Origin of the sequence: Nonomuraea wenchangensis, from assembly GCF_900111685.1 — a bacterium.
Taxonomy (GTDB): Bacteria; Actinomycetota; Actinomycetes; order Streptosporangiales; family Streptosporangiaceae; genus Nonomuraea; species Nonomuraea wenchangensis.
Genome location: NZ_FOHX01000002.1, coordinates 37,011 through 60,210, shown reverse-complemented (window position 1 = coordinate 60,210; position 23,200 = coordinate 37,011). Strand labels below are relative to the sequence as shown.

At 72.7% G+C, this 23,200-nt stretch carries 28 protein-coding genes; 16 read left to right on the top strand and 12 right to left on the bottom strand.

All coding sequences use genetic code 11. From position 1 onward, the window contains the following. Window positions 1-2 precede the first annotated feature (2 nt). Window positions 3-803 (bottom strand): DinB family protein, encoded by an 801-nt coding sequence (locus BMW85_RS04655; RefSeq protein ID WP_091077360.1) that lies wholly within the window; start codon window positions 801-803, stop codon window positions 3-5. 88 nt (window positions 804-891) lie between these two features. Here BMW85_RS04655 and BMW85_RS04650 point away from each other — a divergent pair, with 88 nt between their 5' ends. Continuing rightward, window positions 892-2,067, top strand: a complete 1,176-nt coding sequence (locus BMW85_RS04650; RefSeq protein ID WP_245774624.1) for an acyltransferase family protein — start codon at window positions 892-894, stop codon at window positions 2,065-2,067. On the opposite strand, the gene BMW85_RS04645 is transcribed toward BMW85_RS04650, so the two are convergent. Beyond that, window positions 2,000-2,647 (bottom strand): TetR/AcrR family transcriptional regulator, encoded by a 648-nt coding sequence (locus BMW85_RS04645; protein ID WP_091077356.1) that lies wholly within the window; start codon window positions 2,645-2,647, stop codon window positions 2,000-2,002. The two genes, BMW85_RS04650 and BMW85_RS04645, sit on opposite strands and share 68 nt — an antisense overlap. A gap of 50 nt (window positions 2,648-2,697) precedes the next feature. Here BMW85_RS04645 and BMW85_RS04640 point away from each other — a divergent pair, with 50 nt between their 5' ends. The 7 genes from BMW85_RS04640 to BMW85_RS04610 all read left to right on the top strand — a co-directional run bounded on the left by BMW85_RS04640 (window position 2,698) and on the right by BMW85_RS04610 (window position 9,344). Next, window positions 2,698-3,924 (top strand): ATP-grasp domain-containing protein, encoded by a 1,227-nt coding sequence (locus BMW85_RS04640; protein ID WP_091077353.1) that lies wholly within the window; start codon window positions 2,698-2,700, stop codon window positions 3,922-3,924. 258 nt (window positions 3,925-4,182) lie between these two features. Then, entirely contained in the window at window positions 4,183-4,704 is a 522-nt protein-coding gene (locus BMW85_RS51795) for a MurR/RpiR family transcriptional regulator (protein WP_091077351.1), read from the top strand. A gap of 82 nt (window positions 4,705-4,786) precedes the next feature. Then, window positions 4,787-5,926, top strand: coding sequence for an NAD(P)/FAD-dependent oxidoreductase (locus tag BMW85_RS04630; protein ID WP_091077349.1), 1,140 nt, complete (start codon window positions 4,787-4,789; stop codon window positions 5,924-5,926). 138 nt (window positions 5,927-6,064) lie between these two features. After that, window positions 6,065-6,604 (top strand): hypothetical protein, encoded by a 540-nt coding sequence (locus BMW85_RS04625; RefSeq protein ID WP_091077346.1) that lies wholly within the window; start codon window positions 6,065-6,067, stop codon window positions 6,602-6,604. Window positions 6,605-6,636: 32 nt separating this feature from the next. Then, entirely contained in the window at window positions 6,637-7,566 is a 930-nt protein-coding gene (locus BMW85_RS04620) for a DUF4097 family beta strand repeat-containing protein (protein ID WP_091077345.1), read from the top strand. 15 nt (window positions 7,567-7,581) lie between these two features. Further along, a complete protein-coding gene (locus tag BMW85_RS04615) occupies window positions 7,582-8,544 on the top strand; it encodes an ATP-binding cassette domain-containing protein (protein WP_091077342.1) in 963 nt (320 codons plus the stop codon). Next, entirely contained in the window at window positions 8,541-9,344 is an 804-nt protein-coding gene (locus BMW85_RS04610; RefSeq protein ID WP_091077340.1) for an ABC transporter permease, read from the top strand. The genes BMW85_RS04615 and BMW85_RS04610 overlap by 4 nt, the downstream gene beginning before the upstream one ends. Window positions 9,345-9,378: 34 nt before the next feature. On the opposite strand, the gene BMW85_RS04605 is transcribed toward BMW85_RS04610, so the two are convergent. Next, window positions 9,379-9,684: a 4a-hydroxytetrahydrobiopterin dehydratase gene (locus tag BMW85_RS04605; protein ID WP_091077337.1), complete on the bottom strand. Its 306-nt coding sequence runs from the start codon at window positions 9,682-9,684 to the stop codon at window positions 9,379-9,381. Window positions 9,685-9,746: 62 nt separating this feature from the next. Continuing rightward, window positions 9,747-10,388: a hypothetical protein gene (locus tag BMW85_RS04600; RefSeq protein WP_091077335.1), complete on the bottom strand. Its 642-nt coding sequence runs from the start codon at window positions 10,386-10,388 to the stop codon at window positions 9,747-9,749. Window positions 10,389-10,473: 85 nt separating this feature from the next. Between BMW85_RS04600 and BMW85_RS04595 the strand changes: the two genes are divergently transcribed. Beyond that, a complete protein-coding gene (locus tag BMW85_RS04595; protein ID WP_218155664.1) occupies window positions 10,474-10,971 on the top strand; it encodes a hypothetical protein in 498 nt (165 codons plus the stop codon). Between the two features lie 58 nt (window positions 10,972-11,029). Here BMW85_RS04595 and BMW85_RS04590 read toward each other — a convergent pair whose 3' ends face one another. The 4 genes from BMW85_RS04590 to BMW85_RS04575 form a co-directional block, all read right to left on the bottom strand. Continuing rightward, the gene (locus BMW85_RS04590; RefSeq protein WP_091077330.1) at window positions 11,030-11,653 is read right to left on the bottom strand and encodes a DUF3618 domain-containing protein; all 624 of its coding nucleotides are present in this window, start codon (window positions 11,651-11,653) and stop codon (window positions 11,030-11,032) included. After that, the gene (locus BMW85_RS04585; RefSeq protein WP_091077328.1) at window positions 11,650-12,042 is read right to left on the bottom strand and encodes a phage holin family protein; all 393 of its coding nucleotides are present in this window, start codon (window positions 12,040-12,042) and stop codon (window positions 11,650-11,652) included. The genes BMW85_RS04590 and BMW85_RS04585 overlap by 4 nt, the downstream gene beginning before the upstream one ends. Then, window positions 12,039-12,791: a hypothetical protein gene (locus BMW85_RS49250; RefSeq protein WP_177240488.1), complete on the bottom strand. Its 753-nt coding sequence runs from the start codon at window positions 12,789-12,791 to the stop codon at window positions 12,039-12,041. Before BMW85_RS49250 ends, BMW85_RS04585 begins: the two co-directional genes overlap by 4 nt. Window positions 12,792-12,894: 103 nt before the next feature. Continuing rightward, complete coding sequence (locus tag BMW85_RS04575) at window positions 12,895-13,590, bottom strand: protein kinase domain-containing protein (protein ID WP_091077323.1); 696 nt, start codon at window positions 13,588-13,590, stop codon at window positions 12,895-12,897. Window positions 13,591-13,605: 15 nt separating this feature from the next. Between BMW85_RS04575 and BMW85_RS04570 the strand changes: the two genes are divergently transcribed. Both BMW85_RS04570 and BMW85_RS04565 read left to right on the top strand, forming a co-directional pair. Then, the gene (locus BMW85_RS04570) at window positions 13,606-15,912 is read left to right on the top strand and encodes a GH92 family glycosyl hydrolase (protein WP_245774623.1); all 2,307 of its coding nucleotides are present in this window, start codon (window positions 13,606-13,608) and stop codon (window positions 15,910-15,912) included. A gap of 11 nt (window positions 15,913-15,923) precedes the next feature. Next, on the top strand, window positions 15,924-17,195 hold the full coding sequence (locus BMW85_RS04565; RefSeq protein WP_091077317.1) for a glycosyltransferase: 1,272 nt from the start codon (window positions 15,924-15,926) through the stop codon (window positions 17,193-17,195). 86 nt (window positions 17,196-17,281) lie between these two features. Here the strand turns inward: BMW85_RS04565 and BMW85_RS04560 are convergent, their stop codons facing one another. Both BMW85_RS04560 and BMW85_RS50275 read right to left on the bottom strand, forming a co-directional pair. Further along, window positions 17,282-18,295 (bottom strand): DUF2382 domain-containing protein, encoded by a 1,014-nt coding sequence (locus tag BMW85_RS04560; protein WP_218155663.1) that lies wholly within the window; start codon window positions 18,293-18,295, stop codon window positions 17,282-17,284. A 157-nt stretch (window positions 18,296-18,452) separates the two neighbouring features. Further along, entirely contained in the window at window positions 18,453-18,731 is a 279-nt protein-coding gene (locus BMW85_RS50275) for a WGxxGxxG family protein (protein ID WP_218155662.1), read from the bottom strand. A gap of 340 nt (window positions 18,732-19,071) precedes the next feature. On the opposite strand from BMW85_RS50275, the gene BMW85_RS49245 reads away from it, so the two are divergent. From BMW85_RS49245 to BMW85_RS04545, 4 genes are all read left to right on the top strand, one after another. Next, the gene (locus BMW85_RS49245; RefSeq protein WP_177240487.1) at window positions 19,072-19,236 is read left to right on the top strand and encodes a hypothetical protein; all 165 of its coding nucleotides are present in this window, start codon (window positions 19,072-19,074) and stop codon (window positions 19,234-19,236) included. Window positions 19,237-19,284: 48 nt separating this feature from the next. Next, window positions 19,285-19,620: a chorismate mutase gene (locus BMW85_RS04555; RefSeq protein WP_091077313.1), complete on the top strand. Its 336-nt coding sequence runs from the start codon at window positions 19,285-19,287 to the stop codon at window positions 19,618-19,620. Window positions 19,621-19,744: 124 nt separating this feature from the next. Further along, window positions 19,745-20,158, top strand: a complete 414-nt coding sequence (locus BMW85_RS04550) for a peptidase inhibitor family I36 protein (RefSeq protein WP_091077310.1) — start codon at window positions 19,745-19,747, stop codon at window positions 20,156-20,158. Between the two features lie 127 nt (window positions 20,159-20,285). After that, on the top strand, window positions 20,286-20,711 hold the full coding sequence (locus tag BMW85_RS04545; RefSeq protein WP_091077309.1) for a hypothetical protein: 426 nt from the start codon (window positions 20,286-20,288) through the stop codon (window positions 20,709-20,711). 10 nt (window positions 20,712-20,721) lie between these two features. Here BMW85_RS04545 and BMW85_RS04540 read toward each other — a convergent pair whose 3' ends face one another. Both BMW85_RS04540 and BMW85_RS04535 read right to left on the bottom strand, forming a co-directional pair. Next, the gene (locus BMW85_RS04540) at window positions 20,722-21,195 is read right to left on the bottom strand and encodes a proteasome activator (RefSeq protein WP_091077306.1); all 474 of its coding nucleotides are present in this window, start codon (window positions 21,193-21,195) and stop codon (window positions 20,722-20,724) included. Window positions 21,196-21,269: 74 nt separating this feature from the next. Next, a complete protein-coding gene (locus tag BMW85_RS04535) occupies window positions 21,270-22,502 on the bottom strand; it encodes an FAD-dependent monooxygenase (RefSeq protein WP_091077304.1) in 1,233 nt (410 codons plus the stop codon). 301 nt (window positions 22,503-22,803) lie between these two features. On the opposite strand from BMW85_RS04535, the gene BMW85_RS04530 reads away from it, so the two are divergent. Next, window positions 22,804-23,193: a hypothetical protein gene (locus tag BMW85_RS04530; RefSeq protein ID WP_091077302.1), complete on the top strand. Its 390-nt coding sequence runs from the start codon at window positions 22,804-22,806 to the stop codon at window positions 23,191-23,193. The last annotated feature ends 7 nt before the right edge of the window (window positions 23,194-23,200 follow it).

Below are 23,200 nucleotides of genomic sequence, written 5' to 3'. Positions count from 1 at the left end.
AGTCAGTCTTCCTTCTGCAGTGCGTTCAGATCGCGTTCGGCGTAGAGCCGGTGCTCCCACTCCTCGTTGAGGACGATGTGGAGGCATTCCTTGAGGGGGAAACGTTCGAGGCGCGGCCAGCCGGGCTCGGTGCGCGTCACCTCGGCGGCCAGCCGCTCGTCGGTGAGCGCGTCCAGGACGCCGCGCACCATCGCCTGCCGCTCGCGGCGGACGGCGAGCACCTCGTCGAGCGAGGGGCGCAGGTCGCGCTCGCACGGGATGCCGTCCCACCGGGGCGCCTCGTCCCAGGGCAGGTCGAGCGGATGCCAGGGCGAAGGATCGCCGAGGACCATCCGGCCCGCCCAGGCGGCCGAGGCGAAGTTCAGGTGCCGGAGGGTCTGGATGAAGGACCACTCGTCATCGACGCCGCGGTGCAGTGCGGCCTCGGGGAACGTACGGGCCCGCGCGAGGGTGCCCTCCCACAGCCGCTCCAGGATCGCCCACGCCTCGCGGAACCCGGCGGGGTCGTCGGGGCGCATCTTCGCCCGTTCCGGCATGCGCCGGTTGAGCTCGGCCTCGACCAGCGGGGCGATGTCGACGCCGTTGACGACGACGTTGCTCAGCTCGCCGGAGATCTCGACGTCGATCAGCTCGACGCCGCGCAGGCGGGTCCGCCGGAACAGGGCGGCACGGAGGTCGGCCCCGGTGAAGTCGACCGAGTGCATCCGGGCGTTGACCAGGTCCACCCGGTCGAAGGCGGCGTCCTGGAGGTTCACGCGCTCGAAGCGCGCCGCGGAGAGGTCCCGCTCGCGAAACTCGTCCATGAGCCCCGACCCTAGGCCCCATTCCGGACGTTGTGCTTCCGGTTAGAGCGGGGGCGGGCTGCCAGATTGATCCGATACGTTGGAGTTCATGGTCGCCGCCCCCGCTTCCACCGTTGCCCGCAAGGAGACGACCCGGCTCGACTGGCTGGACGCGCTGCGCGGCCTCGGCGCCCTGGCGGTGGTGGGGGAGCACCTGACGACGTGGGCCATCCCGTGGCTGCGGCCCACCGCGATCAATCTCGGCATCTACGGCGTGCTGGTGTTCTTCCTGGTCAGCGGCTACATCATCCCGCACTCGCTGGAGCGGCACGGCGACGTACGGAAGTTCTGGATCGGCCGCGTCTTCCGGCTCTACCCGCTCTACCTGGCGGCGATCGTGCTGACGCTGGCGCTCTCGCCGTGGATCGCGGTCCGGGCCGAGGTGCCGCGCGACGCCTCGGCGGTGGCCGCGCACGCGACGATGCTGCTCGACGCCGTCGGGTCGGCCGGCGTGCTCAACACCATGTGGACGCTCTCGTACGAGATGGTGTTCTACCTGCTCGCGGCGGCGCTGTTCGTGCTCGGCGTACGTGACGGGCGGGGCGTGCTGCCGGTGCTGCCGGCCGTGGCGGCGGCCGTGACCGGCCTGGCGTGGGCGTCGCCGCCGATGTCGGGGGCGTGGCTGTCGTGGTTGTCGCTGGCGGTGTTCGCCGCCGGGCTGGCCTGCGTGCTCGCGGGGCGGGCGGTGCGCGGCGCGAGCGTGGCGCTGGGGGTCATGGCGCTGGCGCTGCTGCTGCTCAGCAGCCGGGTGCCGTGGTTCGGGGCGGCGATCGTGGCGGTGATGTTCGCCGGCACGGCCATCCACCGGTGGGAACGCGGCCAGGGCCGGCTGTGGCCGGTCGGCGTCGCGGCGGCGCTGGTGGCCGCGACGCCGGTGTGGGCGCTCAGCGCCGGCTGGTGGTGGGTGCGACCGCCGGTGTGGATCCTGACCGTCGTGCTGGCCGCCGCCACCTTCGGCGCGGCCATGGCGCTGCGCGGCCGGCGGCTGCCCGCCGCGCTGACCAGGCTCGGCGTCGTCAGCTACTCGCTCTACCTGGTGCATCTGCCGCTGCTGCTGATCTTCATGACGGTGCTCGGGGAGATGTCGGGGGCGCCGGCGGGCGCGCAGCTCGGCGTCGGCGTGCTCGTGCTCGCCCTGCTGCTGCCGCTGAGCTGGCTCAGCCACCGCTTCCTGGAGCTGCCCGGTCAGCGGCTGGGCCGCCGTCTGGCCCGCCGGCTCCGCTGAACGCGCCGCCGGCTTCGCTCAGCGCGCCGGGGGCCGGCCCGCCGGTTTCGACGAGCGCGGTGATGGCGGTCAGCAGGCAGGCGAAGTCCTCGTCGCGTACGCGCCGGTCGTGGCGGTCGAAGCGGCCGGCGGCCTCGCCGGCGGCGTAGCCCACGACGGCGGTGCTGATCAGCCGCTCGGCGCGGGCGGCCGGACCGGGCGCGAGCCCCGCTTGCCGCAGGGCGGCCACCACGCCGTCGCGGATCTCGCGGGCTCGCTCGGTCGCGGCCGGGCGCTGGAGCAGCAGTGGGAAGACCGCCGGGTGGCGGGCCGCGGTGTCGCGGATCGCGGCGGCCATCGCGCCCAGCCGCTCCCGCCAGGACGCCCCGCCGCTCTCCGGGGGCAGCGGCGGGAGCAGCGCCTCCACGAGCGCGTCGAGCAGGTCGTCCTTGCTCGCGACGTGCCGGTAGAGCGCCATGGTGGTGACGCCGAGGCGGGCGGCGACGGCCGGCATGGTGAGCCCGGCGAGGCCGTGCTCGTCGGCGACGGCCATCGCGGCGGCCACGACGGCGGGGCGACTGAGCTGCGCGGGACGTCCCATCCCATAAGTATATGACGTACGCTTACCCCATAAACAAACGGGAGGGCGTCATGCGGATCCTGTTGTCGGACGGCTCGGGGCTGACCTCGCGGCAGTGCGCCACCGTCCTGTCGCGCGCCGGCCACCAAGTGGAGGCGCTGTCCCCCGACCCCTGGTGCGTGTGCGCCTTCACCCGGCACGTCCGGCGCGTGCACCGGGTGCCCGCCTTCGGCGACGACCCGTTCGCCTGGCTGGAGTCGGCCCTCGCGGTCTACGACGAGGGCGGCTTCGACGTGCTGCTGCCCACGCAGGAGCAGGTGAGCGTGCTGTCCGCGGCGGCCGGACGGCTGCGCGGGCGAGGGGTGGCCACGGCGGCGCCGCCGTTCCCGGCGCTCGCCGCCGTGCAGGACAAGGTGACGGCGTACGCCACGCTGGAGGCGGCGGGGGTGCCGCAGCCGCCGTCGGCCGTGGTGTCCGGCGCGGCGCAGGCCGCCGCCTGGGAGGCGTTCCCCGCCTATCTCAAGCGGCCGATCGGCACGGCCTCCAGCGGGGTGATCCGCCTGACCGGGCCCGCGAGCCTGGCGGGCCTCACCTGGCCGGAAGGAGAGCGCCGGCTGATCCAGCAGGAGGCGCGCGGGCCGCTGGTGATGACGCAGGCGGTCTTCGCCTCCGGGGAGCTGGTCGCCTTCCACGCCTGCCGCCGCACCGGCGAGGGCTCGCGCGGCGGCGCGAGCCGCAAGCTCGGCCTGCGCCTGCCCGAGGCCGAGGCGCAGTTACGGCGGCTCGGCGGCGGCCTCCGCTGGCACGGCGCGCTGTCGGCCGACGTCGTCCTGACCGCCGACGGCCCCGTGGTCATCGACGTGAACCCACGGCTGGTCGAGCCGGTCAACGCCCTGCTGTCCGGGGTCGATCTGCTGACGCCGCTGCTGGACCTCGCCCGCGGCCGGACCCCCTCCCCGCAGCCGCCGGGCCGGGCGGGGGTGGCCACCCACCAACTGCTGCTCGCGGTGCTGGGCGCGGCCGAGCACACCGGGCGGCGGCGGGCCGTGCTCGGCGAGCTCGCCTCCGCGCTGCTGCGGCGCGGCGGCTACGCGGGCAGCGTGGAGGAGCTGGCCCCCGGTCCCGACGCGCGGGCCGCGCTGCTGCTGGCCGCCGTGTCCGGGCTGGTGCTCGCCCGCCCGCGCGCCTGGCGGCGCTTCGCCACGGGCAGCGTCACCGCGTACGCGCTCAGCCCGGAGGGATGGGAGCGCATCCGGGCCGCGGCCGCATTCCCCTCCGGGAGCCCATGCGATGAATGAGGCATGAATCTCGACGAGCTGACCGCGATCGACGTTCACACCCACGCCGAGGTCTCGGACGGCCACGGCTCGCTCAGCCCCGAGCTGTTCGGCGTCCCAAGATTCTCAAGCACGACGCCGCCCGCGTGCTCGGCCTGGCTCCCGGCCCTTCTTGACGATCTCGGGCGTGCGGCGGGGCGCGAACTGGCAGAATTCCCCCAACGTCGGGCGATCCAGTCGTGTCGCACCGCCTGGTTGGAAAACGGAGAAGAAGGCACAGTGGCGATCGAGACGTGGCCGGCCGACCCCGCCACGCCCGCCGATCCCGGCCGCCGGGGCGCCATCCGCGCGACCGCCCAGGCGATCGGGGCGGCCCGGCGTACCGTCGTCATCGGCTGCGGCGGCGGATCGGGACCGGCGCGCGTCCTCGGCCACCTCGGGCTCACCCTGGGGCACGACGTCCGGCTCGCGCTCGGCTCGACCACCGCCCAGGCCGTCCAGGTGTCCCAGCTGCAGGCGGGCGACTGCCTGGTCGTGGTCCACCTCTGGCGCCTCGTACGCGGACTGCGCGGCCTGACCCGGCTGGGCAGGGAGCGCGGCGCCACCGTGTGCGTCCTGACCGACCTGCGCTCCTCGCCGCTCGCCGACGAGGCCCACCATCTGATCGTCACGCCCGTCGAGGGCTTCCGCGGCGGCCCCTCCCGCGCCGCGATGGTCGCGGACGTCCACGCCGTCCTGGCCGAGCTCACCCCCACCGGATCCCCCGGGGATGGGCAACCGCATCGGTACGTGCCATCCTGACGAGGGCACGGTCCGAGCGACCGGGTTCGCTCCGTACCCTGCCGGCGAGGGAGCCTGGGCGCGTACGGGAGGAGGGGCCGGCGTGCGAGTCGTCGTCATCGGCGCGGGGGTCGTGGGATCGGCGGTCGCGGCGGGGCTGACCCGGCGCGGCGCGCGGGTCACCGTCCTGGAGGCGCGCACCCCCGGATCGGGCACCTCCGCCACCTCCATGGCCTGGGTCAACGCCAACAACAAACGGCTTGAGGAGTACTTCCGCCTCAACCACGCCGGGGTCCTGGCGCACCACGAGCTGCCGGGCCCGTGGTTCTTCCCCACCGGCCACCTCGAACGCGCGACGACCGACGAGCACAAGGAGCTGCTGGACGCGCGGGTGGCGCGGCTGGCCTCCCTGGGTTACCCGGTGGAGCGGGTGACCGAGGCGCGGGCCGGCGACCTGGAGCCCGACCTGGTACGGCCTCCCGGAGCCGAGTACGCGTTCTTCCCCGGCGAGGGGCACGTCCACCCGATGCGGCTGATCGGGCGGCTGCTGGGCGAGGCCCGCGACGGCGGGGCGGCGGTCGAGTGCGGCGCCGAGGTCACGGCGATCGAGGCGTCGGCGTCCGGGGTGCGGGTGAGCGTGGCCGGCGGGCGCGCGTTCGACGGCGACGCCGTGGTGACCTGCGCCGGACGCTGGACGCAGGGGGTGGCCGCGCTGGCCGGCGCGTACGTCCCCATGCTGGACCCGGCCAGGTCCGGCCGCCTCACCAACGGCTTCCTGGTCACCACGGCCCCGGTGCCGGCCCGCCTGTCCCGGATGGTCACCACGTCCGGGGTCAACCTGCGCCCCGACGGGGCCGGCCGGCTCCTGCTGCAGGCCCTGGGGCTGGACGACCGGGCCGATCCGGCCACGCCGGTGCCGGCCGACGTCCGGGACACGATCCTGGCCAGACTGCCGGCCGCGCTGCACGCCACCGAGGGGGTCACGGCCGAGCGGGCGGTCGTGGGGCAGCGTGCCCTCCCCGGCGACGGGCTGACGGTGGCGGGCTTCGCCGATCCTGCGGGGCGCGTGTACACCGTGGCCACCCACAGCGGCGTCACCCTCGCCCCGCTGCTCGGGCGGGAGGTCGCCGGCGAGCTGTACGGCGAGGAGTCGGCGCTGCTCGCCCCCTTCCGCCCCGGCCGCTTCACGGACGGCACCGCCGGCCCGCCGCCCGTTCCGGCCCGCCGCGCTGGGGAGCAGTGACCCCGGTCCGCGGGAGGTGATCCACCTGTCGGCCTCACCGGCCGGAAAGCCGCTGGAGCATGCCCTCATCACGAGTGACGTCACCAGGTGCCGTCAGAACGGGTTGTCGTGACGCCATGATGGTGTCATAGTGGCGTCATGGATCTAGCTCCCTATGTCGACCAGCTCCGCCGCGAGCTGGCCGTCGCCGCAGGGGCGGGCGGGGAGGAGGCGCGCGCGCTGGCCGAGCGCCTCTCCGCCGCGCTCGAACCGGCCGCCAGGCTCGCGCTGCTCGAGGCGTTGTCCGCCGCCGCGGACGAGATCACCCGCGACCTCGCGCCGGGCGCGGTCGAGGTGCGTCTGCGCGGGCGCGACCCCGACTTCGTCGTGACGCCACCGCCCGGCGGCGGCCCGTACGAGGAGAGCGGCCCGTACGAGGAGGAAAGCGTTCCCGCCCGTCCGACCGTGACGCCGGCGCCGCCCGACGCCGACGAGGGCGGCACCTCCCGGATCTCGCTCCGGGTGCCCGAGCACCTCAAGCCGCGCATCGAGGAGGCGGCCGGCCGCGAAGGGCTGTCGGTCAACGCCTGGCTGGTCCGGGCCGTGGCCGGCGCGCTCGACGCCGGTGACCCGGGCCGCCGGCCGGGCCGTCCGCCGCAGCCGCAGTCCGGCAGGCGCTTCAGCGGCTGGGTGCGTTGATGCCCGTCCCGACCCATCAAGGAGGAGCCGTGATGCCGACCTCTTTCCCGACCTCTTTCCCGGCCTTCGACACGCCGGAGCCCATCCACGTTCTCGTCGACGTGCCGACCGCGGTCGTCCGGATCACCGCGAGCGACCGCGCCGACACGGTCGTCGAGGTCCGTCCGGCCGACGAGACCGACGACACCGACGTCCAGGCCGCGCGGGACGTCCAGATCGACCACTCGGACGGCCGGCTCCTCGTCCGCGCCGATCCCGCCGCGCCCAGCTCGGCGCCCGGCTGGGGGCTGTCACTCGGCAGGCTCATCGAGTCGCCGGGGGACTGGGCGCGTGCGCTGCTGCGCGGGCAGGGCGCGGTGCAGGTGGCGATCCACCTGCCCGCGGGCTCCCGCGTGGACGCCAAGGCGGCGGCGGGCCTGCACTGCCGCGGGCCGCTCGGCCAGGTGGCCTTCACCACCTCCTACGGCGACATCCGCGTCGAGGAGGCCGGCCGCGTACGGCTCCAGAGCACCCACGGCGACATCTCGGTCGGCCGCGCCGCCGGGCACGCCGAGGTCACCACGACCAACGGCGCCATCCGCCTCGGCCGGATCGACGGCACGGCGGTGGTCAAGAGCGCACACGGAGACGTACGCATCGGCGAGGTGACCGGCGAGCTGCGCCTGAACACCGCCTACGGCGAGGTCACCGTGGACCGCACGCTGGCCGGGGTCATCGCCAAGACCGCGCACGGCGGCGTGAACATCGGCGAGGTGGTCTCCGGCGCGGTCGTCATGGAGACCACCGGCGGCGGGCTCGACCTCGGGATCCGCGAGGGCAGCGCCGCCTGGCTGGACGTCAGCTCCAAGTACGGCCTCGTGGACGTCCGCCTGGACTCCGCCGACGGCCCCGGCACGGCCGGGAACGTCGTCGAGGTGCGCGCCCACACCGCCTATGGCGACATCGTCATTCAACGTTCCTGAGGAGGAGAACTTCCGATGACCGACGCGATCATGGCCACCGGCCTGGTCAAGAGCTACGGCGACGTGACCGCCCTCGACGGCCTGGATTTGGCCGTGCCCCAGGGGACGGTGTTCGGGCTGCTCGGCCCCAACGGCGCCGGCAAGACCACGGCCGTGCGCATCCTGACCACCTTATTGAGGCCGGACGCCGGGCAGGCGACGGTGGCCGGGCTCGACGTCGTACGCGACGCCGCCCGGCTGCGCGCCCGCATCGGCGCCTCCGGCCAGTACGCCGCCGTCGACGACCACCTCACCGGCGCCGAGAACCTGGAGATGGTCGGCCGCCTCTACCACCTGGGGACGCGGCGCAGCCGGGAGCGCGCCCGCGAGCTGCTGACCCGCTTCGACCTGACCGACGCCGCCGACCGTCCGGTGCGGGGCTGGTCGGGCGGCATGCGGCGGCGGCTCGACCTGGCCGGGGCGCTGGTCGCCCAGCCGCCCGTGCTGTTCCTCGACGAGCCCACGACCGGCCTCGACCCGCGCGCCCGCGCGGGACTCTGGGACGTCATCGCCGAGCTCGTCGCGGAGGGCACGACGGTGCTGCTCACCACCCAGTACATGGAGGAGGCCGACCGGCTCGCCGACCGGATCGCGGTCGTCGACCAGGGGCGGGTGATCGCCCGCGGCACCGCCGACGAGCTGAAGGACCAGATCGGTGGCGACCGCGTCGAGCTGTCGGTGACCGGCCGGGCCGACCTGGAGGCCGCGACGCGGGCGCTGGCGCCGCTGGCCGTCGAGGACATCCAGGTCGACGCCGCCGCCCTCCGGATGACCGTCCCGGTCACCGGCGGCGCGGTGGCGCTGACCGAGGCGCTCGGCCGGCTGGCCGCCGAGCGGATCGCCGTCCGCGACGCGGGCCTGCGCCGCCCGACCCTGGACGACGTGTTCCTGACCCTCACCGGCCAGGGGACCGGCAAGATCGAGGAGACCGTACGATGAACGCACTCAAACTCGCCGCCGCCGACGGCCTCACCATCGCCAGGCGTGACGCGCTGAAGATCCGGCGCGCCCCCGACCTGCTGGGCGGCGTGATCACGCTGCCCATCGTGTTCGTGCTGCTGTTCGCCTACGTCTTCGGCAGCATGATCAGCCTGCCCGGCATGTCGTACGGCGAATACCTGCTCCCCGGCATCTTCGTCATGACGATCGTCATGAGCTCCCAGATCACCGGCTACACGCTGACCCAGGACCTGCAGAAGGGCATCTTCGACCGGTTCCGCACGCTGCCGATGTCGCCCTCGGCGGTGCTGATCGGCCAGACCGTCAGCGACGTGATCATGAACCTGGCCAGCGTCGTCACGATGGCGCTGGTCGGGCTGCTGGTCGGCTGGCGGATCCACAGCTCGCCGGGGGAGGCCGCGCTCGGCTTCCTCATGCTGCTGCTGTTCTCGTACGCCTTCTCGTGGGTGACCGCGACGGTCGCGCTGGCCCTGCGCACGCCGGAGACGTTCAACAACGTGGCCACCATCGTCTCGTTCCCGATCGTGTTCCTGTCCAACGCCTTCGTCGACAGCGCCCGCCTGCCGGGACCGCTCAAGCCGATCGCCGAGTGGAACCCGGTCTCCACGCTGATCCAGGGCGCGCGCGAGCTGTTCGGCAACACCAGCGCGGCCATGCCCGTGCCCGACGTCTGGCCGCTGCGGCACCCGGTGGCGGCGTCGCTGCTCTGGTCGGTGGTGCTGCTGGCGGTGTTCGTGCCGCTGGCCACGCGGCTCTACCAGCGGGCCATCAGCCGCTGAGCCGCCCGCCGGGCGGCGGCGCGGCCCCCCTCGCTCAGCCGCGGTCGGGGGCCGCGCCGTCGAGCACGTGGTCGATGCGGGCGGCGAGCTCGACATCCCGCGCCGTCACCCCGCCCGCGCTGTGGGTGGACAGCCGGAACCGGATGCCGTCGGCGTTGTGCTCGATCTCCGGATGGTGGTCGAGCACCGCGGCCTCGTTCATCACCGCCTCGGTCAGCCAGCCGTGGCTGTCCGGCGTCACCGGCACGTCCTTCAGCAGGGCGTCGCCCTCGCGGCGCCAGCCCTCCAGCGCCGCGAGCGCGGTGTCGATGTCCTCATCGGTCAAGAGCCCCTCGGCCATGTCGCCTCCCGTGTCGTGATCCGGTTCTCGCCTACCACGGGCCGGGGCGTTCACACCTCGGATCAGTCGGCGAGGTAGCTGATCGAGCTCACCTCGTAGCCGCTGGATCTCGTGCCGCGCACGTGCATCAGCATCGCGCCGCCCTCGTAGGAGTAGGCGCACGAGAACCCCTTGGGCTCGGGCGTGCAGCCCTGGAAGTGGTAGGCGACGCCGCGCGGGTCGTACTTGACCTTGAACAGCGTCTTCACCGCGCCCGTGGAGGCGATCTCCAGGGCGCTGTAGCGGTCGCCGCGCCGCCAGGCGGTGAAGAGCCGCGTGGCCACCGTGGACGGCTTCGTGACGTGCCGCGACTGGTAGACCTTGGTGACCTTGGAGCCGGTCACCACCATCGCGAGGCCGTCCAGCCCGCCGGGCACGCGCACGCTCGTGTGCGTGAACCGGCACACCGCGCCGGAGCAGCCGGCGAAGCGGTCGGGCGCGCGGTAGACATAGCCGAAGATCGAGGCGACCGCGGCCGGGGTGGCCACCTTCGCGGCGGCCGTACGGTCGTCGGCCAGCCAGGCGCGGAACAGCTTGTTCGCCACCCCGGAGGGCGCGGCGGAGGCGGGCGCGAAGGCGGGCGCGGCGGAGGCGGGGGCGGCGGTGAGCGTCATCGTCGCGGACACCGCGAGCGCGGCGCCGCCGAGAACCAGTCGTCTGTACACGGCCCGACCCTACGGCCGGCGTCTTGCGCCCCGATTGCCCCCGGCTTGCAGCCGCGTTCAGGTCGTGCCGTGATCTACTTCGCGTATGGGGTTACGTCGCTCTATTCGACCGTTCAGGGCGCTCGGCACGATGAGCGCCTTGATGCTTCTGGGGGGCGGCCTGATCGGCTGCACCCCCGGCCACGAGGGTACGTACGGTGGCGGCCAGGTGTGCGTCGACCGGGCGAACCGGGAGAACGCCCTGTTCCTGAAGGCGGTCAGCCCTGTTCTGCCGTCGGACAAGCGGGTGAGCGTCGACGAGTGGAACGGATGCGACTCCACCGACAACGGCGCCTCACTGTCCGTTCTGGTGGACCCCGGACTCCGGCGTGATCAGTTGTGGAAGGCGTTCGTCAAGGCGGGGTGGTCACCGGCCTCGCAGGCATGCGCGCCACGCTGCAAATTCCAGCTGGTCCACCAGCTGGACAAGCGGCTCGTCGGGATCGCCTTGGAAGAGACCCGAGAAACCGGACGAGAGGGCCTGTGGGTCATCGCGGCCGCGGCCGACGCCTGCTGGGACGACCGCGGATACCGGTGCGGATAGGCACGAAAACGGCCCCGTGAGCACGGGGCCGTCTTCCGTTCGGGCCCGGGGTGCGCCCTCAGCGGTGGTCGGTGACCTGGCGGGCCTGCTCGCGGGCGTGCTGCGCGGTGTCGCCGGCCGCCTCGGCGGCGGTCTCCCGCACCTGGTGCGCGGCCTGGCCGGCGACCTCCCTGGCCTCCTGGCCGAGCTGCCGCACGCTCTCCATCCCGGCCTCCCTGACCGGCTCCAGCACGTCGCCGACCTGCTCGCGGAGCTGCCCGACGGCCTGCTCCTCGGCCTGCGTACGCGGGATGAGCGCGGCGGCCAGCAGCCCCGCGCCGAACGCGATCAGCCCGGCGGCCAGCGGGTTGCCCTGCGTGCCGCGCCTCGCCTGCTCCGGCGCGGCCCGTACCGCCTCGGCGGCCTGGTGGGCGCCGTGCCGTACGCTTTCGGCCGCCTGCTGCGAGCCCTCCCTGACCGTCTGCGCGGCCTGGTGGGCGCCGTGGGCCACGGTGTCCGCGCCCTGGTGCGCCCGGTCGGCGGCGTGGGCCGGCGTGCCCATGACCCGCTCACGGAACGTACGCGCCGCCCGCCGCACCCCTTCGGTCCGCCGCCGCGCGATGCGGGACGGGCTCGTCCGGTCGGCCAGCCGGTCGACGTCGGCGGCGAGCTCGGCGCGCGTGGCCGCGATCTCGCTTCTCATTTCCTCAGGTCGCGTGCCCATTGCGCGTCCTCCTTGAGCGTCTCGATGGTCTGCTCGGGCTTGGGTTCGACCTCGCGCATCCGGGTGCGTCCGGTCGTGTAGAGCACGCCGGCGGCGATCGCCCAGATCACCGCGACGATGAACGCCGCCCAGCCCAGGTCCATGACGTTGCCCAGGCCGAACATGACGGCCAGGGTCAGCAGCAGCGCCGTCATGGAGGCGGCGAACCCGGCGCCGCCGAGCAGCCCGGCGGCCTTGCCCGCCTTGGTGGCCTCCTGGCGGATCTCCGCCTTGGCCAGCGCCACCTCCTGGCGGAACAGTTTGGAGATGTCCTCGCCGATCTCGCCGACCAGTTGGCCGATCGTCGGTTCCTCGGGTTGCACGGTCATGGCAGGTCACTCCCGGTGCCGTAGGTGGGGGGAGTGACGCGCGGTGGCACCTGCCTCGGCTGCTCGGGGCCGGGCACCGCCGGTCCGGGCTCCTCGTACGCGGGCGGGACCACGGGCCTGGTCTCCTCGCGGGAGTCGCGGGAGTCGCGGGAGTCGCGGGAGTCGCGGGAGGAGAACGCGTCTCCGACCGGCTCCGGCGGGATGACGGGCGCGGGGGCGCTCGGCACGGTGTCGGCGGAGGACAGCGGGGTCCGCTGCTCGGGACCGGACGTCGGCTCCGGGCTGTCGTTCGCGGCCTTCATGATCCGGCCCACCAGGAAGCCCGCGGCCAGCGCCCCCGCGAGGAACGTGCCGGGGCGGCGGCGGGCGAAGCTCTGCACGTCGTTGACCACGCCGGTCAGGCCGTTGCGGTCCAGATAGTCGGCGGCCCGGTGGCCCTGGCCGGCGATCTGGCGCACGACGCCGTTGACCGGGGAGTCGGGCTTGGCGTGCTCCTGGAGGGACGACAGGTCCTCGGACCACTGCCGCAGGCTCTGGGCGGCCCGCTGGCTCTGGTGGTCGGACTGCTCGCGCACCCGGTTCCGCAGCTCGTTGACGGCGCGGCGGGCCTGGTGCCTGGCCTCGTCGGCGACCTGCGCCGTACGTTCCACGGCGGTGCCCGCCACCTCGCGGGCGGCGTCCTTGCCCTGTTGGAGCGTTCCTTCCTGTGGAGAGGCCGGTCGCCCGGTCCCCGTCGGATACTCGCTCATGGGATGCCTCCTCGTGCGAATGATGTCGCCTGCGGCTACCCAGAGCGTCAACAACAAACCAAAACCGCCCCAACGCAGGGCAAAGCGGGCTGCCGGCCGCCTCCTACCGGAGCACCCAAGGGCTCTCCAGGCCGCCGCCGAAGACGCCGTCGACCAGGGCCACGCACGGCGACATCTCGACGCCGTCCGCCGCCCGGCCCCAGGAGCGGCACTGCCACCCGGGGGACGTCGCGGGCGGGCGAGGCGTCTCGGCGTCCTCCACGGGCTCCTCGGTCACGGACGGCGAGTGGACCGGGCGAGGGGTGCGCACGGCCTTGGTGGGCGGGTCGGTCGAGGGACGCCGGGCGGGCCCGGTGCCCGCCTCGATGAGCACGTTCCCCGGTTTGACGTCGCGGTGGGCGACCCCGGCGGCGTGCGCGGCGGCCAGGGCGGCGGCGACCTGGGCCAGCAGCCGGGCCGCCTCACCTGGCGGCAGGGTGCCGCGCCGCCGGAGCAGGCCGCGCAGGTCGCCGCCCTCGACGAGGTCCATGACCAGGGCGAGCCGGTCGCCCTCGACGACGAAGTCGCGCACGGCGACGATGCCGGGGTGGCGCAGGGCGCGCATGACGTTGCGTTCCTGGACGAAGCGCAGCACCAGGTCGGGATCGCCGGCGAGCCCGTCGCGCAGCAGCTTCACCGCCACGATGTCGCCGGTGTCGCGCTCGCGCGCCCGCCAGGCCGTGCCCATGCCCCCGGCGCCGATCTCGTCGAGCAGCGTGTAACGGCTTCCCAGGGACGACTCCGACCCGTCCTGCCCCATCAGCTTGCTCCCCCTGTGCCGTGCGATGGAGATCAAACTATAAGGATTTCACCTGGGCGAAACCTTAAGCGCACAGGGAGCGGGTACATTGCCGCCATCCTCGCGAACATAGACCCCTTCATCGGCACAGCGGCCACCGACCTGCCTCAGGCACACGGTCTCGCCGCCACTTGGTGGTGGCCGAAACCGCAGGTCGGCAACACGCACCCGGGTGCGACCTCGCCGCTCGGCATGGTTTCCGCCTGCGCCTACTCCGGCGCCTACCCCACGGGCTACGGCCGCTACGCCAAGAACACCGAGGGCGTGCCCGAGGAGATGTTCGAGCGGCTGCAGGCGTCCGGGTTCACCCACTTCCAGCAGTCCGGCACCGGCGCGATCCGCAAGTACTACAACTATGTCCGGGTCACCCCGATGGTGCAGCCGCTGGACGACCTCAACGAGTCCTGGCCGCTGCACGACGAGGTGGCCGAGGCGGGCTACTACGCCGCCACCCTCGACACCGGCATCCGCTGCGAGCTGACCGTGGGCACCAAGGTCGCCGTGCACCGCTACACCTTCCCCGAGCACTCCAGCGCCCGGGTGGTGATCGACCTGTCCTGCGGCGGCCTCGGCATCGACCTCGGCCGTACGGTGCCGGTCCGGGCGCAGGCCGAGAGCATGGGGCACGGCAGGGCGCAGGGCACGGTGGTGATGGAGGGCGTCCCGCTGTCGGTCTACCTGGAGGTGGACAGCCCCGGCTGGCGGCAGATGCTCTGGTACGACCGCCGCCTCATCCACGGCGGCACCCGCCTCGACTTCGACAGCATCCGGCAGACCACGCTGCGCCCGTTCGGCATGCTCTTCATGGGCCCGGCGAGGGCGGGGCAGACGGTCGAGGTGCGGCTCGGGTTCTCGCTGCGCGGCTGCGAGCAGGCCCGCCACAACCTCGAACGCGAGTGCGGCCAGGCGAGCTCCGCCTTCGACACGGTGCGCCTGCGCACCCGCGCCCGCTGGGGCGACCACCTCGGCCGCGTCCAGGTCGAGGGCGGCACGCCCGCCCGCCGTACGGTCTTCGCCACCTCGCTCTACCACGCGCTGATCAAGCCGTGCTTCGGCGACGACGAGAGCCCGTTCTGGCCGACCCCGGGGCCGTTCGCGTTCGACGTGTGCACCATGTGGGACATCTACAAGACCCAGCTCCCGCTGCTGTCCGCCATCGTCCCCGAGCGGGCGAACGACCTGCTGGAGTCGCTGATCCGGGTCTGCGAGGAGGAGGGCAACTTCCCGATCGGCTACCGCATGGCCCGCGGCGCCGACCGGTTCTTCCGGCAGGCGAGCGCGCTCGTCCACACGGCGCTGGCCGACGCCCACGCGCTCGGCCGTACCGCGCTCGACTGGAACTGGGCGCTCGTGCACATGGTGGGCGACCTGCGCCGCATGTACGGCGAGGACTTCTTCGAGCACGGCGTGGTGCACCCCATCACGCACACCCTCGACCTGGCCTACGCCCACCACTGCACCGCCAAGGTCGCCCGCGCGCTCAACGACCGCCGGCTGGCCGAGGACCTGGAGCGGCGCAGCCACCAGTGGACCAACGCCTTCGACCCCGAGACGGGCCTGCTGCGCGACTCGGAGTTCTACGAGGGCGGCAAGTGGAACTATTCCTTCCGCCTGCTGCACGACATGGCCGCCAGGATCGCCCTGGCCGGCGGCGACAAGGAGTTCATCGACAAGCTCGACCGCTTCTTCGGCTTCGGGGCGCGGCCGGTGCGGCAGCCGGGCCGGCGCCCGGACCAGGCGGAGATGGCGGCGGGATACGCGCTCAACCGGTTCGAGGGCCTGAACAACGAGCCCGACATGGAGGCGCCCTGGGCCTACCACTACGCGGGCCGCCCCGACCGTACGGCCGAGGTGGTGCACGCGGCGCTGACCTGGCAGTTCGGCACCGGGCCCGGCGGACTGCCGGGCAACGACGACTCCGGGGGCCTGAGCTCCTGGTACGTGTGGGCGTCGCTGGGCCTGTTCCCGGTCGCCGGGCAGAGCCTGTTCCTGGTCAACGCGCCCGCCTTCGAGCGGGCCGTGCTCCGCACGGGCGACGGCGAGTTCGTCGTCGAGACGAGCGGCCATCGCGAGACCCCGATCGGCGTGGACGGCCCGGAGGGCCACCCGCCCCCGCAGTACGTGCAGTCGGCGACGCTCGACGGCAAGCCCCTGCACGCGACGCATCTGGACGCCGTCACCGTGCACCGCGGCGGCGTCCTCCACCTCCGGCTCGGACCGGAGCCGTCGGCGTGGGGCCGGGAGCTCCGGCCTCCGTCTCTTTCCGATCCACCCGTGACATAGGAGGTAGCGCGATGAACCCCCCACATCGCCGTCTCGTCATCGTGGTCAGGGCCGATCCGGTCATCTGCGGTCACTCGGGCGAAGCACGCAATCTCGCCGAGGTGGCACTGACCCGCGGGTTCACCGACGTGCGGCTGCTGACGTGGCCGATCCCCGCGTTGCGGGCGGCAGGGCTGCCGCTCAAGCCGCTGGACCGGCTGCTGCCGTACAGTCCCGGCATCACCGTGGAGCGGCCGGAGCCGGTGGGCGACTACCGGGTGCCCGACGGACGCCATCAGGCCGGGCTCACCGGGCGGCTGGTCGAGCTGCTGGCCGAGCCGGTGCCGACGGTCTGCCTGTCGATGTACCTCGCGCCGCACACCTCGGTCGTCGTGGACGCGGTCGCGGCGGCCCGCGCGGCCGGTTACGCGCCCGACGTCCACACGGTCGCCAAGGCGGTCGGCTCCGACGTGACGAACGTGATCCGCTCGTGCCTGCGCGAGGGCCGGTTCGGCGCGGCGACCGTGCTGTTCACCACGTTCCTCGCCAACGACGAGGTCGTGGCGGTCTCCGACTACACCAGGGACGAGATCATCGCCTCGGCCGAGCAGGTGGACGCGCGCTGCGGCACCGGGTTCGCCGAGCAGTGCCGGCGGCGGGTGACCGTCAGCTACCCGCCGATCGACTCCTCGGCCTTCCTCGGCCTCGACGAGGAGGAGGTGGACGCCGCGCTCGCCCGCCGCGGGCTGGACCGTGACGGCTACGTGCTGTTCCTGTCGCGGGTGACCCGCGCCAAGGGCATCTACGAGCTGGTGTCGGCCTTCGCGCGGACGCGCTGCCGCTCGCGGGTGAAGCTGGTCGTCGCGGGCACGGGCCCGGCGCTGGCGGAGGTCAGGGCGCTGGCCGCGGCCGACGATCGGGTGGTCTTCCTGGACGACGTGGACGACCGGGAGAAGGCGCTGCTCATGCACGGGTGCGCGGCCTACGCGCTGCCCACCAAGCCCGAGCCGGACTTCGTCGAGACTTTCGGCATCGCCCTGGCCGAGAAGATGCTGGCGGGCGGCGGGCCGATCATCACCACCACGACGGGCGGCGCTCCGGAGGCGGTCGGCGACACCGCCGTCATCGTCCGGCCCGGCGACGTCCCGAGCCTGGTGGCGGCGCTCGACCGGGTGGTGCTGGAGCTGTCCGCCGCCGAGCGGCACGACCTGGAGATGCGGGCCCGTGCCCGCGCGCTGCGCTTCGACCGGGCGGCGGTGTTCGACGACCTCTTCCCGCAGACGCCGGTGATCGAGGTCGCCTGACGCTCTCCTCGTGCCCGGCCGGCGTACGACGAGCGGGCCCCGCTTCCCGTGCGAGGCCCGCTGCCGCCGGGCGAGCGGGTGAGCGCCTACAGCGGCGGAGGGCGGTCGCCCCGCTTGGCGTCGGGGGTCGTGTCCTCCTCGTCGATCTCCACGTGCTCCTTGCGGACCTGCCCGCCCACCGTCTTCTCCTGCTCGACGGACTGCTTGTGCGCGTGGATGCGCTCCACGGGCCGGGTCTCCTTGCCGATGACCGCGCGCTCCTCGTGCAGGGTGATGCTCTGCTCGTCCTCGCCGATCTCGTACGAGCCCGCGGGCGCCTCGCCCTCGCGGATCGGCTCGCGCTCGATCACCACCTCCTCGTGCATGAGCGGGACGGTCTCCTGCACGTTCTCGGTCTCGACGTACTTGCGCAGCCGCACCCGGCCGCTCTCCACGGTCTCCTTGCCGATGCGGAGCCGCTCCTCGGACATGGTCATTTCGACGTCGCCGGCCATCTCCCCTGTCCGGCCCATCTCCCCGGTGCGGCCCGTCTCCGTCTTGGGGCCCATGGCGCCGGGAGGTTCCATGCCCGTGGTCTTGCCCGTCTCGCGCTCGCGGCGCAGGCGCTCCAGGTCGCTCACGTCCTCGCGGCCGCCCGTCGTGCCGCCCGTCGTGCCGGTCGTAGTGCCGGTCGTGGGCGTGGCAGGCGTGCTGGGCCTGGCGGGCATGGTGGGCGTGCCAGGGCCGGGGACCGGGCCGGGGCGGGCCTCGCCGGTGGGCGACGTGCTGCGCTGCTGCGGGACGGCCGGCGGCTGGAGGCCGTAGTGCCGGTAGAGCCGCGCTTCCTCCTCGATGGTCAGGTGGCCGTCCACGTCGATGTTCGGTGCGTCCTTGATCTTGTCCTTGTCGAAGGGGACCCGGATCTCGTCCCCGCTGCGGTGGGAGCCGGCGAGGGGCACGAAGGTCTCCTTCATGCCGAACATCCCCGTCCGGACGGTGACCCACTCCGGCTCGCCGGTGCGGTCGTTGAGGTATACCTGGCCTACCTGGCCGATGGACTGCCCGTCCGACCCCACGAGGTGGCAGTCGAACAGCTGCCGGATCTCTGTTTGCAGTGCCACGACGATTTCCCCCGTTTGTTCGTCTGATTCACGAGGGACGTACCCGCAATCGGAACAAAGCACCACAATTCGGACAAATGGCACGGTCAAGGTTGGGCTGGTCGCATGGGTGGGGCCCGTCGCGTACGGCGGGCCCCTGGGTGAGAACGTCGGCGTGCTACCGCCGCATGTTGCGACCGCCGACGTTCTCGGCGGTCCCGACGTCGTGGTGCTCACGGCGCCGCATGCCGGCGAAGCCCAGAAGCCCGAGCAGGCCCAGCAGGCCCCACAGACCGGCATTGCCCCCGCCGTCGTTGCTCTGCCTGTTGTTGTCCTGCGGCGCAGGAGTTACCTGACTGTGCGCCACGGGCGCGACCGGCGTCTCGGCCGTCGCCGCGGCGGCCGGGGCGAGCGTCAGGAAGAACGCCAGTCCCAGTCCGGTGAGTGTCTTGCGCATTGGGTTCCCCCGATCCGGCGGTCCCGTTGATTGCCGGGGCCGCCTGTTTTGCCTCCCTGAAGGAAGGCCCCAAGCGGGGCGATCTCTATCTCCCCCTGCTCATGTGGTCCCATACCGTGACGAATCGGTATCAAACGCCTTCTATTCGCGGGTGGAGGCGATTGCCGGGGCGTGACGGGCCGGTGCCGACGGCCCTTCCGTGCGGCTTACTCGCCGGAGTGACCTGCGTCTCTCCCAGTCACGTAAGGTTTCGGATCTCTTCCTTTGGGCAGAAACACGAGGTCAACACATCCGATCGAGCCGGCCCTCCGGCCCCGACCCCCTCTGCCTGGAGACGACCATGCCTTCGACCGCCACTCCCGCCGATCCTGCCGGATCCCGCATGTTCTGCTCCGGTGACCCGTCCAACCTGGCCGGCAACGCCCACTGGTGGAACGAGTTCGGCGAGGACGGCAGGGGCACGCTCTACCGGTGCGAGGTGTGCGGAGTGACCGACCTGGGGTGAGGTGGCCCGATGTGAGTAGCCTGCCTGAATGATGGCAGGCTGTCCCGCATGGAAAACTCCCAGCCCCGCCCGGAGGGGGCCGTCCTCGAGGAGCTCCAGCGGCTCCGCGCCAGCATCGACAACCTCGACGCCGCTCTCGTGCACCTGCTGGCGGAGCGGTTCAAGTGCACGCAGGAGGTCGGCCGGCTCAAGGCGGAGCACCGGCTGCCGCCGGCGGACCCCGAGCGCGAGGCGCGGCAGATCCAGCGCCTGCGCGGCCTGGCAGAGGAGTCGAAGCTCGATCCGGTCTTCGCCGAGCGGTTCCTGAACTTCATCATCGCCGAGGTGGTACGCCACCACGAGCTGATAGCCAGCAGCATGTCGGAGAACCGCGCGCGGAGCTAGCCGGCGAACGCCCAGGCAGTGGCCGGTGGGCACGGAATCCCGCCCGAGTCAAGACTTTCTTGACGAAGATCGGCGAGGTATGTTCGGCCCACCGGCGAAAGAAACTTTCATCCGAAGAGGTGAAATGGGCAAGAAGTTACACCCGCTTCTGACTCTGCCGATCGCGGCGCTCGCGCTGCCCCTCATGGCCGCCCCGGCGCACGCCGCCGACGGCTACGACCGTTGCCATGAGGGCTACTACTGCCTGTTCAGCGGCCTCGACGGCACGGGCGACATCGTCGAGCTGAACGCCAACGTCCCCGACCTGGCGGTCTACGGCATGGCCGACCGCGCCAAGTCCGACTGGAACCGTACCGGCTACGTCATCCACCTCTACTCCGAGGCCAACTGGGGCGGCTGCACCGCGACGACCGCGCCACGCGGGAAGGGCAACTTCTACAGCACCTACCGCGACTTCTTCAACGGGGTGCGCATCGGCGGGCCGAACGGTCCCTCCTGCGGAATCTCGGACGAGTTCCGCGTCAAGGCGCACGTCTGACCTCACGGCTCCGCGATTGGCGGCGTCCGGCAGCTCCTTCAGTGCCGGGCGCCGCCCTTTTTGCGCCGCTGATCCGTATGCTGTACGGTACAGCGTACGGCAAGCACGAGGACAAGGGAGTCGCCGCATGTATCAGCCGAGCGCCGAAGAGCTGAAGAGCGTCGAGGATTGGTTCGCCGAGTACGACGCGCTGGCCGAGCGGGGAGAGCTCGACAAGCTGGCCGACCTCGCCGTCTTCCCCATGAACGTGGCCACCGACGTCCCCGGCGGCCACGCCGCGGTCCGTCAGTGGACGCGCGAGGAGTACCTGGAGACGATGAAGGAGGCGATGGGCGGCGGCACGGCCGGGCTGGACCTGCGCTCGCAGCGGACCCCGCGTTTCCTGACCCCCAACCTGGTGGTCGTCGAGACACGGGCCACCATGACCGTCGAGGGCCAGGAGCAGGAGATGCACTACGCCGACCTGCTGGTGCGCACCGAGGACGGCTGGGCCTTCCAGACGATGATCCAGGGCGGCTGGGGCTACGACTGGCCCGCCGCCAGGCGCGGCTGAGCCCCTGGCCTCACAGGTAGGGGCCCGTGCCGCGCGGCCGGTCCGGCAGCTCGTGACCCTGACCCTCGGGGTGCGGCGGCCGGGCGCCGGCCTGCTGGAGCGCCAGCCCGGCCTTGATGCCCTGGAAGACGCCGTCCAGCCAGCCCACGAGCTGACCCTGCATGATGCGCAGCTCCGCCTGGCTCGGCAGGCCGGCCGGCTCCTCGGGCATGAGGCGTTCCAGCTCCTCCCGCAGCTCGGGCGCCACCGACTCGCCGATCTCCTCGATGGCCTGCAGGTGGATGTGCCTGAGCTGGTCGCGGGCGCCCTCGTCCAGGGGCATGCCCTGGGCCTCGTCCAGCAGCATGTGCACCATGTCGCTCATGCGCAGCAGCCGGGCCGGCTCGGTGACGCGGGCGATCTCCCGTTCCGCCGCGGTGGCCTGCGGCGACACCGCCGGCGGGCCGTGCTCTTCAGGGCGGGGCGGGCCGGGTGTCGATGTCATGAGCCGTCCTCCGGGGTGCTGGTTCGCGCGTGCGATCTCGGTTCCCCACCCCCTGCCCACGAACGGTGGCCTGATTACCCGCCCTCCGTGGGCTGCGGGCGGCAGCACTCGCAGGTCGGGACCCGGCCGAGCTTTGCGGCCACCCAGTCCGTCGCCAGCCGCAGTCCCTCCATCGCGTGGCCGGTGTGGTAGTAGAGCCTCGGCGGCATGTGCGCGAGCAGCGTGGAGTGCCGCTGGCCGAGCAGCGTGACGAACTGATGCGGCGGGAGGGCGGCGTAGCGGGGCAGGTTCTCGTACCAGCGGGCGCTGTTGCGGGCCGAGCGCTGGGTGGGCCGGATGGAGAGGCTGCGCTTGTGCGAGTAGAGGGCGAGCGCGGCCTGCGGGTCGGGGTCGCTGTGCAGCGCCTCGGCCAGGAAGGCGGCGTCGCCCAGCGCGAGCGCGGTGCCCGCGCCGATGGAGTAATGGGTGGTGTGCGCGGCGTCCCCGAGCAGGACCAGGTTGCCGCGGTGCCAGCTGCGGTTGGTGAGGGTGCGGAACCTGAGCCAGTGGGCGCTGCCGTCGGGCTGCGCGCGGCCGATCAGCGGGTGCCCGTCCAGGACGTCGGCGAACAGCTTCTCCAGCACCGCCAGGCTGTCGGCCTCGCTCGCCGCGTCGAGGCCGAGGCCCGTCCAGGTCGCGGGCGCGCACTCGACCACGCAGGTGCTGTGCTCGGTGCCGTACGGGTAGCCGTAGCACCAGATCCAGCCGTGCGCGGTCTCCACGAACGAGAAGACGAACGTGTCGAAGATCCTCGTCGTGCCGAGCCACATGTAGACGTTGCGGCCGACGGCGAACTCGGAGCCGAAGTGCTCGGCGTTCGGCTCGCGCAGCCTGCTGTTGATCCCGTCGCCCGCCACGACCACGTCCGCGCCGGCCAGCTCGGGTGCGTCGGGGCCGGAGATCTCGTGCTCGTACGCGATCCGCACGCCGAGCCCGCCCGCGCGCCGGGCGAGGATGTCGAGCAGGGTGTGGCGGCCGATGCCGAAGCCGTCGTCCCCGTGCTCCATCGTGAGCGTCGCGCGCTCCTGGATCTCGACCACCCAGTCGTTCCAGTGGACGGAGTTCTCCCGGATCTCCTGGGCGGACTCCGGGTCGAGGCCGTACAGGCTCTGCAGGAGCGCGGCCCAGTACGTCACGCCCCAGCCGTAGGTCGAACCGGCCGGGTTGCGCTCGTAGACCGTGACCTCGTGGGACGGGTCCATCCGCTTCATGAGGATCGAGAAGTACAGGCTGGCGGGCCCACCGCCGACGCAGGCGACCTTCATCATCGAACTCCCAATGCGCGTATTGTGACCGGTATGTAGCAGAAAGTAGCAGACTGGTTACAGGGGGAGGTCTGCTCTCATAGAGCCTCAGGTCATGACCTCGCCACGGGGTCGTAGACTGCCCCGCCGCGACGGCGGGTGCGACGGCGGGCGCGCGGACGACGGAAGCCCGCCAGAAGTTCACGGGGGGCGGCCCAAAAAATCTTTGGCGCGGTATTCCGGGGTGGCTCGCGCCGCAGGCAGGCCGGTGAAATTACGTTCTGTCGTGGCTCCTATCCGTGAGTTACCCAAAGGGGGAAACCGAATGCTTCGTCGTGCTCTGGCGGGCTGCCTCGCCCTCGCGGCCGCCGGCCTCGTCACCATCACCGGCACCGCGGCCCATGCCGACCTCAAGGCGCCCTTCGCCCGGGCCGGGGCGGTCGTGGCCCTGGACGGCCGCCTGATGGACGGCAAGAACGTCCACCGGACGTGGCGCTCGGCCACCGGCAACTACTGCGTCCAGGTCGCGTACTTCGTGAACACGACGGACGCGCTGATCCAGCTCACGTCACGGACCGCGGCGCGGCTGCCGTACATCGCCTACCGCTTCCCGTCGACGCAGTGCGGCAACCAGCCCAACACCGTCGCGGTCAGCGTCATCAACACCAACACGGGCCGGCTCGCGGACGGCGGCTTCGACCTGCTCATCTCCTGACGTCCGC

What these genes read in the sequence shown, in the direction of transcription:
- BMW85_RS04545 (WP_091077309.1), top strand. Translation starts at nt 20,286, where the DNA reads ATGTATCAGCCGAGCGCCGAAGAGCTGAAGAGCGTCGAGGATTGGTTC.
- BMW85_RS04640 (WP_091077353.1), top strand. Translation starts at nt 2,698, where the DNA reads ATGCGGATCCTGTTGTCGGACGGCTCGGGGCTGACCTCGCGGCAGTGC.
- BMW85_RS04610 (WP_091077340.1), top strand. Translation starts at nt 8,541, where the DNA reads ATGAACGCACTCAAACTCGCCGCCGCCGACGGCCTCACCATCGCCAGG.
- BMW85_RS04605 (WP_091077337.1), bottom strand. Translation starts at nt 9,684, where the DNA reads ATGGCCGAGGGGCTCTTGACCGATGAGGACATCGACACCGCGCTCGCG.
- BMW85_RS50275 (WP_218155662.1), bottom strand. Translation starts at nt 18,731, where the DNA reads ATGCGCAAGACACTCACCGGACTGGGACTGGCGTTCTTCCTGACGCTC.
- BMW85_RS04575 (WP_091077323.1), bottom strand. Translation starts at nt 13,590, where the DNA reads ATGGGGCAGGACGGGTCGGAGTCGTCCCTGGGAAGCCGTTACACGCTG.
- BMW85_RS04655 (WP_091077360.1), bottom strand. Translation starts at nt 803, where the DNA reads ATGGACGAGTTTCGCGAGCGGGACCTCTCCGCGGCGCGCTTCGAGCGC.
- BMW85_RS04620 (WP_091077345.1), top strand. Translation starts at nt 6,637, where the DNA reads ATGCCGACCTCTTTCCCGACCTCTTTCCCGGCCTTCGACACGCCGGAG.
- BMW85_RS04555 (WP_091077313.1), top strand. Translation starts at nt 19,285, where the DNA reads ATGGAAAACTCCCAGCCCCGCCCGGAGGGGGCCGTCCTCGAGGAGCTC.
- BMW85_RS04585 (WP_091077328.1), bottom strand. Translation starts at nt 12,042, where the DNA reads ATGACCGTGCAACCCGAGGAACCGACGATCGGCCAACTGGTCGGCGAG.
- BMW85_RS04645 (WP_091077356.1), bottom strand. Translation starts at nt 2,647, where the DNA reads ATGGGACGTCCCGCGCAGCTCAGTCGCCCCGCCGTCGTGGCCGCCGCG.
- BMW85_RS49245 (WP_177240487.1), top strand. Translation starts at nt 19,072, where the DNA reads ATGCCTTCGACCGCCACTCCCGCCGATCCTGCCGGATCCCGCATGTTC.
- BMW85_RS04590 (WP_091077330.1), bottom strand. Translation starts at nt 11,653, where the DNA reads ATGAGAAGCGAGATCGCGGCCACGCGCGCCGAGCTCGCCGCCGACGTC.
- BMW85_RS04535 (WP_091077304.1), bottom strand. Translation starts at nt 22,502, where the DNA reads ATGATGAAGGTCGCCTGCGTCGGCGGTGGGCCCGCCAGCCTGTACTTC.
- BMW85_RS04650 (WP_245774624.1), top strand. Translation starts at nt 892, where the DNA reads ATGGTCGCCGCCCCCGCTTCCACCGTTGCCCGCAAGGAGACGACCCGG.
- BMW85_RS04540 (WP_091077306.1), bottom strand. Translation starts at nt 21,195, where the DNA reads ATGACATCGACACCCGGCCCGCCCCGCCCTGAAGAGCACGGCCCGCCG.
- BMW85_RS04550 (WP_091077310.1), top strand. Translation starts at nt 19,745, where the DNA reads ATGGGCAAGAAGTTACACCCGCTTCTGACTCTGCCGATCGCGGCGCTC.
- BMW85_RS04565 (WP_091077317.1), top strand. Translation starts at nt 15,924, where the DNA reads ATGAACCCCCCACATCGCCGTCTCGTCATCGTGGTCAGGGCCGATCCG.
- BMW85_RS04595 (WP_218155664.1), top strand. Translation starts at nt 10,474, where the DNA reads ATGGGGTTACGTCGCTCTATTCGACCGTTCAGGGCGCTCGGCACGATG.
- BMW85_RS04625 (WP_091077346.1), top strand. Translation starts at nt 6,065, where the DNA reads ATGGATCTAGCTCCCTATGTCGACCAGCTCCGCCGCGAGCTGGCCGTC.
- BMW85_RS04615 (WP_091077342.1), top strand. Translation starts at nt 7,582, where the DNA reads ATGACCGACGCGATCATGGCCACCGGCCTGGTCAAGAGCTACGGCGAC.
- BMW85_RS49250 (WP_177240488.1), bottom strand. Translation starts at nt 12,791, where the DNA reads ATGAGCGAGTATCCGACGGGGACCGGGCGACCGGCCTCTCCACAGGAA.
- BMW85_RS04530 (WP_091077302.1), top strand. Translation starts at nt 22,804, where the DNA reads ATGCTTCGTCGTGCTCTGGCGGGCTGCCTCGCCCTCGCGGCCGCCGGC.